Origin of the sequence: Methylobacterium sp. CCH5-D2 (assembly GCF_001556475.1) — a bacterium.
In the GTDB taxonomy this organism is placed as follows: domain Bacteria; phylum Pseudomonadota; class Alphaproteobacteria; order Rhizobiales; family Beijerinckiaceae; genus Methylobacterium; species Methylobacterium hispanicum.
This window is the reverse complement of sequence record NZ_LSIX01000559.1, coordinates 1-8204: the sequence shown is the minus strand read 5'-3', so window position 1 is coordinate 8204 and position 8204 is coordinate 1. Positions and strand designations below refer to the sequence as shown.

The 8204-nt window shown below is 72.9% G+C and carries 10 protein-coding genes; 8 read left to right on the top strand and 2 right to left on the bottom strand.

The window, feature by feature from the left end:
* The 8 genes from AX737_RS34415 to AX737_RS14285 form a co-directional block, all read left to right on the top strand.
* The coding region (locus tag AX737_RS34415; RefSeq protein ID WP_197430583.1) for a hypothetical protein at window positions 1-424 on the top strand (424 nt) is incomplete at its 5' end.
* Window positions 421-1524: a FliM/FliN family flagellar motor switch protein gene (locus AX737_RS14315; RefSeq protein WP_066922379.1), complete on the top strand. Its 1104-nt coding sequence runs from the start codon at window positions 421-423 to the stop codon at window positions 1522-1524. The genes AX737_RS34415 and AX737_RS14315, both read left to right, overlap by 4 nt.
* A 12-nt stretch (window positions 1525-1536) precedes the next feature.
* Window positions 1537-2178 carry a type III secretion system export apparatus subunit SctR gene (gene sctR, locus AX737_RS14310; RefSeq protein ID WP_066922376.1) on the top strand — a complete coding sequence of 214 codons (642 nt, stop codon included), beginning with the start codon at window positions 1537-1539 and terminating at the stop codon, window positions 2176-2178.
* A gap of 9 nt (window positions 2179-2187) precedes the next feature.
* The gene (gene sctS, locus AX737_RS14305) at window positions 2188-2478 is read left to right on the top strand and encodes a type III secretion system export apparatus subunit SctS (protein ID WP_066922374.1); all 291 of its coding nucleotides are present in this window, start codon (window positions 2188-2190) and stop codon (window positions 2476-2478) included.
* A gap of 20 nt (window positions 2479-2498) precedes the next feature.
* Window positions 2499-3326 (top strand): type III secretion system export apparatus subunit SctT, encoded by an 828-nt coding sequence (gene sctT, locus AX737_RS14300; protein WP_197430582.1) that lies wholly within the window; start codon window positions 2499-2501, stop codon window positions 3324-3326.
* Window positions 3323-4444, top strand: a complete 1122-nt coding sequence (gene sctU / locus AX737_RS14295; protein WP_066922370.1) for a type III secretion system export apparatus subunit SctU — start codon at window positions 3323-3325, stop codon at window positions 4442-4444. The genes sctT and sctU overlap by 4 nt, the downstream gene beginning before the upstream one ends.
* Window positions 4445-4515: 71 nt before the next feature.
* Window positions 4516-4971, top strand: coding sequence for a type III secretion system chaperone (locus AX737_RS14290; protein ID WP_066922368.1), 456 nt, complete (start codon window positions 4516-4518; stop codon window positions 4969-4971).
* Window positions 4972-5004: 33 nt separating this feature from the next.
* Window positions 5005-6408, top strand: coding sequence for a hypothetical protein (locus AX737_RS14285; protein ID WP_066922366.1), 1404 nt, complete (start codon window positions 5005-5007; stop codon window positions 6406-6408).
* A 45-nt stretch (window positions 6409-6453) separates the two neighbouring features.
* Here the strand turns inward: AX737_RS14285 and AX737_RS14280 are convergent, their stop codons facing one another.
* A complete protein-coding gene (locus tag AX737_RS14280; protein WP_066922364.1) occupies window positions 6454-7506 on the bottom strand; it encodes a helix-turn-helix domain-containing protein in 1053 nt (350 codons plus the stop codon).
* Window positions 7503-8204, bottom strand: a 702-nt coding sequence (locus tag AX737_RS34410; RefSeq protein ID WP_197430581.1) for a hypothetical protein, incomplete at its 5' end; no start/stop codon positions are given. The genes AX737_RS14280 and AX737_RS34410, both read right to left, overlap by 4 nt.

Genomic DNA, 8204 nt, shown 5'->3' with positions numbered 1-8204 from the left:
GGCCCTGTTCGGCGCAGCCCCCCCTGCCGCGGCGGCCCCGGCGCGCGAGGCGCTCACGGCCGGCCCCGGCACCGCCGACCTCGTGGCGCGCCTCTCCGAGCGGCTGGAGGCGGCCATCCGCGCGGAACTCTCGGCCGGCGCCGGGCAGACGCTCTCGCTGCGCGTGCCCCTCGACGGGCTGGTGCCGGGTCTCGCCGCCGTCACGGTAGCGCTGACGCCGACGGGTCTCGACGTGACGCTGGTGCGCGCGGCGGGCCTCGCCCCCGCCGACCTCGCGGAGGCGGCCCGGGACCTCGCCCACCGGCTGCGGGGCCGGTTCGGTGGCCGGGGCGTGCGCGTGCTGGAGCGGACCGAGGCGGCCGAACCACGGGCCGGCGACGCGCTCGCGGCGATCGGCCGCCTGCTCGGGCGCGCCGACCCGTGAGCGCGGCCCATCCCTGGACGCCCCCGACCTTGCGCGGGGTACCGGCCGACGCGATCGGCGTCTGGAACGCGCTCGCCGGCCGGACCGGCGTGCCGCTGCCGCTGCGCGGCCAAGCCGCGGCCGTGGTGGAGCTGGCCGAGGCGCCGCCGGTGGACGCCCTCTGCCTCGACCTGCGTCTCGGGCCGGATCTGCCGCTCGTGCTGCGCCCGGTCGCCTTCCCGTTCATGGCGGCCTTCGGGGCCGACCTCGACGTCGCCGACCTGCCCCTCCTTCCCGACGCGCTCCGCGAGGCGCTGCTCGCGGGCCTCGTCGCGGCCTTCGCCTCGGTGATGCCCGACCATGATCTCGGCGCGCTCACCACCCGGGCGGCCGGTCCGCTCGGCGACCTCGTCCCGGCGGAGCGGGCCGAAGATCTGCGCTGGTTCCGCGTGGCCCTGCACGGCCTCGCCCCGGCGCCGGTCGCGCTCGACATCGCGGCGAGCCTCGACACGCTGGCGCGGATCTTCGGCCCGCTCGGGCCCCGGCCGGTCTGGCCGGGCATCCGGCAGATCCTCACCCGCACCGCCGCCGTCACGCTCGGGCGCCTCGTCCTGCCGCTCGGCGATCTGCGGGCGCTGGCCCCCGGCAGCGTCGTGGTGCTCGATGCGGGCATCGGCCCGGGGAGCGCGCGGCTGCGCCTCGGCCCGGCCCTGTTCCACTTCCGGGAGGCGGGCGGCGGCTGGACCTGCTCCGCCGTCACCGCGGCCGCCGCCCTCCCCGATCGTCCGGACGAGACCCGTCAGGAAGGCCCCACCAGCATGTCGTCCAGCATGTCGTCCAGCACGTCGTCCAGCACCCTTGTCCCGACCGCCGAGCCGCGGGGTGCCGACCTCGACGCGGGCCTGGATGTGGCCCTCGACCTCGACATCGGCAGCGTCACGGTGCCGCTCGCCGAGATCGAGACCTGGCAGGTCGGCAGCCTCGTCGCCCTCGACCCCGAGATCCCGCGGGACGGGCTGGAGGTGGTGCTCAGGGTGAACGGCCGCGCGGTCGGCGCGGGCGAGCTGGTGCGGATCGACGACCGCTTCGCGGTGCGCCTCGTGCGCCTCGCCCTGGGTTGAGGGGCCGGGCCCGTGGTCGATCCGCTCAACCTCATCTTCGTGCTGGGCGCCGCCGCCTTCGTGCCGTTCCTGGCCGTGGTGGCGACCTCGTTCATCAAGCTCTCGGTGGTGTTCCTGCTGGTGCGCAACGCGCTCGGCGTGCAGCAAATTCCGCCGAACATGGCGCTCAACGCGCTCGCCATCATCCTCACCGGCTACATCATGACGCCGGTCATCGTGCAGACCTACGACATCCTGTCCGCCGGGCAGTTCACCTACACGAGCGTCGAGGGGCTGAAGGCCGCCTACGAGGCGGGCCGCGAGCCGCTGGCGGGCTTCCTCAACCGGCACGCGGCCGAGCGCGAGAAGCTGTTCTTCCTGGAGGCCGCCCGCTCGCTCTGGCCGCCGGACCTCGCCGACCGGCTGGGTCCGGACAGCATCGCGGTGGTGCTGCCGGCCTTCACGGTGAGCCAGCTGCGCGAGGCCTTCGAGATCGGCTTCCTGCTCTACCTGCCCTTCATCGCCATCGACCTCATCGTCTCGAACATCCTGCTCGCCATGGGCATGATGATGGTGAGCCCGCTCACCATCTCGCTGCCCTTCAAGCTGTTCCTGTTCGTGATGGTGGACGGCTGGTCCCGGCTGATCCTCGGCCTCGTGAAGACCTATGTCTGAGGGGCCCCGATGACCCCCGCCGACGCCGTCCACCAGATCACCGAGGCGATGATGCTGGTGATGCTGCTCTCGATGCCGCCGATCGTGGTGGCCTCGGTGGTCGGCATCGCGGTCAGCCTGCTCCAGGCGCTGACCCAGGTGCAGGAGCAGACCCTGTCCTTCGCGATCAAACTCGTCGCCGTGGCGGTGACGATCGCCGCGATGGCGGGCTTCCTCGGCAACGAGATGTTCACCTACACGCTGAAGCTGTTCGACAACTTCCCAAAATACACCCACGTGGCCAAGGAGCCGCGGCGGTGAGCAGGCCTCTCTGAATGGAGGTGCGCGAGACCCTGCTGTTCTTCTTCCGGCTGTTCGACCGGGAGGTGATCGCGCTCATCCTCACCCTGCCGCGGGTCTACGCCTTCATGGCGGCCTCGGGGCTGCTGGTCTCCACCGCCGTGCCGCGGGTGGCGCGGGTCGCGGTGGTCCTCGCCCTGTCGATCCTGCCCGCCGGCATCAACCTCGCCCATGTGGACGCCTTCGACCGGCAGGTGACCACCTACGCGGTCTACCTCGCCAAGGAGGTCGCGATCGGCTTCCTGCTCGGCTACCTCGTCGGCTGGATCTTCTGGGCCGTGCAGGCGGCGGGCGCGCTGATCGACAACCAGCGCGGCTCCTCGATGGCCTCCTCGATCGACCCGCTCCAGGGCCAGGAGACCTCGACGCTCGGCATCGCCTTCAGCCAGGTCTTCCTCACCTACGTCTACGTGGCGGGCGCGGTGCTGCCGGTGATCGGCCTCCTCTACCGCTCCTTCGCGATCTGGCCGGCCACGCGCGCGCTGCCGATCATCTCCGAGCGCTTCCCCGCCCTGATGCTCGGGGTGTTCGACCACGCGGTGCGCTACGTGCTGATCCTGGCCGGGCCGATCGTCGCCATCATGTTCCTGGCCGAGTTCGCGCTCGCCATGGTCAGCCGCTTCGCGCCGCAGATCCAGGTCTTCGTGCTGGCGATGCCGATCAAGAGCGCGCTCGCGATGTTCGTGCTGATCTTCTACTTCTCGACGCTCCTGCCCCACGCCGCGAGCCAGACCGTGCTGGTCCAGGGCTACCTCGATTCGCTCTACACGCTGCTGCGCTTCGGTGCCGGCCCGGGGGCGGCGCCGTGAGCGAGGGCGGCGAGAAGACCGAGCTCCCGACCCCGAAGAAGGAGCGCGACGCCCGGGAGAAGGGCCAGGTCGCCCGCAGCCAGGAGGTGGTCTCGGCCGGCTCCCTGATGGCGGTGATCGCCTATGTCTGGCTCGCCTGGGGCGACATCGTCCGGCGGCTCGCCGCCCTGTTCGACGTGGTGGCCCAGCTCGCGCTCGGCGAGTTCCGGGTCAGCGCCGCCAACGGCCTCTCCATCGTTGGCATGGAATGCGTGAAGATCCTGGCGCCGATCGTCGGCGTGACGATCGTGGCCGGCATCGCGACGAACGTGCTGCAGTTCGGCGTGCTCTTCGCCTTCGAATCGCTGGCGCCGAAGCTGGAGAAGATCAGCCCGGCGGCGGGCTTCAAGCGCGTGTTCTCGATGAAGCAAATCGTCGAGACGCTGAAATCCATCCTGAAGATCGTGATCCTGTCGATCCTGCTCTGGTACGTGCTGCGCGGAGCGCTCGGGCCCTTCGCGGTCTCGATCGGCTGCGGCATGCCCTGCCAGATCAACCTGACGCAGGCGGTGCTCTTCCAGACCCTGATGTACTCGGGCCTCGCCTTCCTGATCGTGGCGCTCGCCGACTTCACCTACCAGAAGCGCAGCCACATCAAGAGCCTGATGATGTCGAAGGACGAGGTGAAGCGCGAGTACAAGGAGAGCGAGGGCGACCCCCACATCAAGGGCAAGCGCAAGCAGCTCGCCCAGGAGCTGGTGATGAGCGAGGGCGGCTCGGCCGCCCGCAAGGGCACCGCGGTGGTGGTGAACCCGACCCATTTCGCCGTGGTGCTGCGCTACGACGAGACGGACGCGCCCGTGCCCCTCGTCACCGCCAAGGGCCGCAACCTGCAGGCGGTCCACCTGCGCGCGGAGGCCGAGGGGGCGGGCGTGCCGGTCTTCCGCAACGCGCCGCTCGCCCGCCGGCTCTACGCCGACACCGCGGTGGGCGAGACCATCCCCGACGACCTGTTCGACGCGGTGGCCGAGGTGCTGGCCTGGGTGGCGCGCAACCGGGACCGGCTCTACGCGGGCCGCCTTCCCCACGGCGTGATCGACATGGAAGCCGGCGACCACAGGCCGCCGGGGGCGGGCTGACGGAGGCTGTCCCGTTCGGCACAGGCCCGGCCCGGCGAATCCGCTTAACTCCCTGGACCAGGGAGAACACGATGCAGAGCGTTGACGAGGCCCTCGAAGCGATCCGCGTTCTGGCCGGGCTGCCGCGGCTGGCGCTCGACGGCGACGGACAGGTCGAACTCATCTTCGACAAGACGATCCGGGTCGCGATCGCCAAGATCGATGCGGGGAGCTTCGAACTCTATACCGAACTGCCCGGGCTCGGGCAGGACCTCGACCGCGACGTCCTCGTGCGCCTCATGACGGCCAACTATCTCGGCGAGGCGACGGGGCCGGGACGGCTGATGCTCGATCCGCGCGACCGCGTCGTCTGCTACGGCCAGCGGGTCGAGGTCGGGCCGCTCGACGCGGCGCAGCTCGAGGCCACCCTGCTCGGCTTCATGAAATACGTGGCCTTCCTGCGCTCGGAGGACGCCGCCGCGCTGATCCGCGGACCGCGCGAGGCCGAGGCCGCGGCGCCGGCCGGCGACCTGATGATCCGGATCTGACGCAGGATCCGCCACGCAGAACGGGAGAGCCCCATGCTGAACGGTGTCGGTGGACAACACGCCCCGCAGATCGGCGCCGCCTCGACGGCCCCGGTTTATTCCCAGGCCCACGGCTGGCTTCACACGGTGAGCCTCGCGGACGATCCCCGGCCCCGGGCGAGCGCGGGCTTCGCCGAGACGGCCAGGGGCGTGATGCAGAGCCTCGGCCTGTCGGCCGCAAGCGCCTTCGCGTCGCTCAAGGGGAGCCTCACGGTCGCGGGCGACAAGCTCTTCGACCTCGCCGGCAAGGCCGCGCACGGCCTGGTGTCGGGTTTGAAGACGCTCGGCCGCGAGGCGGCGGCCCTGTTCGCCGACCGCGGGCCGCAGGCGGCCCCGAGCGGGCCGCGGGCGGCCCATGGCGCGCCGCAGGCGGCCGGAGCCGGGGCGACGGCGCAGCCGGCGCGGGCGGCGCCCCGGCTCCCGGTGGAACTCGACGCGCTCTTCACGAATCTCGGCATCGAGACGTTCGGCGGCGAGTCCTTCGACCCGCGCACGGCGAGCGTCGCACAGATGCACGCCTGCACCTACGCGCAGGTGAAGGCCAGCGCCGAGGGCATGAGCGACGACAAGCTCGGCTCCTTCATCCGCAACGCCAACCCCGCCTCGCAGAGCTCGCAGGCGCTGGCCCGGGACTATTCGGCGGCGGTCGCGGGCGCCGTGTCGGCCCGTCTCGAGGGCAAGCCGCCGCTGCCCTTGAGCGAGAGCGGCTACAGGACCGACAGCAGCCAGCACTACACCGAGATGGCGACGGAGACGCGTTCGCGCGGCGAGATCGCCCGGCAGGCGGTCGCCGAGCTGAAGGCCGTGCTCACCGAGCTGATGGGAGCTCCCGGAGACGCCGCCTCGATCCGCACGGCGGCAGACCGGGTGCCGCAGGACATGAGGAACCAGCTCGGCGTGATGTTCGCGGCGATCGACGACAGCGGCGCCACGCCCGAGCAGAAGGCCGGGATGCGCGCGCACGCGGCGCGGGACATGCTCGCCCTGCGCAGCATCAACCCGGAACTCACCGTGATGAAGCCCCCGGAGGGTCTCTCCGGCGATGCGCTCACCGCGTTCGCGCACGCGACGCCCGTGCGCAACCGCCTCGAGATGGGGGCGGCGATCCAGAGCCTGATCAACGGGCGCGGGCTGCCCGAGAAGTTCGCGCCGGAGGTGCGCGACCTCGCGGGCGAGCTCGGCCGCGACTGGGGCGAGACCTTCCAGACCTTCGCCCGGGCCGTGGCGGAGGGGGCCGATCCGGCCGTCGTCGGGCGGGCGCGGGACGCGGGGCAGAGCAAGATCGACAGCTTCGCCCGCAACATCGCCCCGCACAACGCCGCCGTCGAGCAGGCGCGGCGCGACGACCTGCGCCGGGAATACGAGGAGAACCTCGCGCAGGCGGAATGGATGAGCTGAGGCCGGCGCTCGAGGCCGGGACCCGATCGCGGGCCCGGGCCGCCCTCAGGTCCTGACGGCGGCGTCCCCGCACGGGGCCCGGAAGCCCCGCCACCACGTCCGGGCCGGACCCAGCACCTCCCCCTGCCGGGCGACGGCCTCCGCCCGCCGTGCCGCGGCCCAGTCTCGCGGCGCCGCGCCGTAGCGGGCGCGAAAGCCCCGGCTGAGATGGGCCGAGCTGCCGATGCCGTGGGCCCCGGCCAGGCGCGTCAGGCTGCGCCGCTCCAGCGGGTCGGCGAGCGCGTCGCGCAGGGCGAGGAAGCGCTGCTCCTGCACGTAGGCCATCACCCCGCCGAGCGGCGCGAACAGGCGGTAGAGCGTGGCGCGGGAGATCCCGAGCGCGGCCGCGATGTCCTCCGGCGCGAGGTCCCGGTCGTCGAGCCGAGCGAGGACGAGGCGCTCGGCCCGGGCGAACTGGCCGGCATCGAGTGCCGGACCCTCCAGTACGTCGACCGCCCGCGAGGGGTCGAGCAGGTGCCGCACGAAGCCGATCAGCTCGGCTTCGAGGGCTGGCACGTCCGCGGGCCGCGCGCGCGGCAGGGTGCGATGCAGGAGCTCGAGGCGCGCACCGAGCAGCCGGTTTCGGGCCGGGTCGAACCGGATCGCGAGGGCGTCGGTGTCGAGCCCCGCGACGAGGTGGCGCGGCACCACAAGCCCGATCGTGTCGGCAGCGAGGCGGCCGGCGAGCATGCGGCGGCGGTTGGCCACCACGACGGTGCCGGGCAGGAGCGAGGCGGTACTCCCCGCGATGTCGCCGTGGTAGCTGCCGCTCCGGCAGAACTGGAACGCGATGTGGTCGGGGGTCGGGTCGGCGAGGCGGCGGTCGCGTGCGACGTGCTGCCCGTGCCAGACGGTGCGGTTCGCCAGGAGCATGCCCACGCGGTGGACGGCGATCCCGCCCCCCGGCGCGCGGCCCTGGGCGTCGCGCGCGGCCGGCTCGATGCCGTACATCAGCCGCATCAGCGCGCGCCAGGTTTCGACGGCCTGGTCCCGGGGCTGGCCGGCCGTGCTGTAGCGCAGCACGGGCAGATCCTGTTCCGGGCCGGACGCCTGCGTCACGGCATGATCTTCCAGCTCAGGTCCGGATCGAACACCACGGCGGTGAGGCCGGCCTTGAGCTGGAGGGCGACGCCGAGCTCGCCGATCGAGGCGACGCGGCTGGTCTGGTCGGGCGCCGCGCCCTCGTGGAGCTTGCGCCCGCCGCGGGTGAGGACGTAGCGGGCCGGCACGAGGCTCGCGCCGGTCAGGTCCAGCCCGAAGGGCGGCAGGTCGCGGGTGATGAAGCGGACGAAGGCGGGGTTGCGGCCGATCTCCCGCAGGTAGACCGAGCGCGCGGCCGCGCGCTCGCCCTCGGGCGCCCGCCGGGCGCAGGCGGCGGCGCGGGCCGGGTTCAGGGCGACCTCCAGCAGCTGGAGCTGCAGCGGTCGCTCCTGATCGGTCAGGGAGACGGCCTCGTTCGTGCTGAGAAGGTCGAGCCAGACCAGGGCCGCCACGACGTCGCGCGGGCGCAGCCGCGTGTCGGCCCAGCAGGGATCGCCCTCCGCCGCCCCGTCCTCGGCGAGGACCGGCAGGTACCAGCCGGGCGGCGCGGCGCCGGGCTTGGCCGCCGGGTCGCTGGCGCGCAGGCCGTCGAGGGCCTCCTTCAGGGCGCGGGATTTCGAATCGCCGCCGAGACGGTCCTCCCGCCAGCGCCGGAACAGGTCGCGCGTCCGGTCGCCGACCCCGTCGGCGGCCGGACGGGCCGCGGAGCCCTCCGC

Excerpts from the sequence above, each read along its gene's own strand:
- sctS (WP_066922374.1), top strand. The coding sequence starts at position 2,188 with ATGACCCCCGCCGACGCCGTCCACCAGATCACCGAGGCGATGATGCTG.
- AX737_RS14290 (WP_066922368.1), top strand. The coding sequence starts at position 4,516 with ATGCAGAGCGTTGACGAGGCCCTCGAAGCGATCCGCGTTCTGGCCGGG.
- AX737_RS14285 (WP_066922366.1), top strand. The coding sequence starts at position 5,005 with ATGCTGAACGGTGTCGGTGGACAACACGCCCCGCAGATCGGCGCCGCC.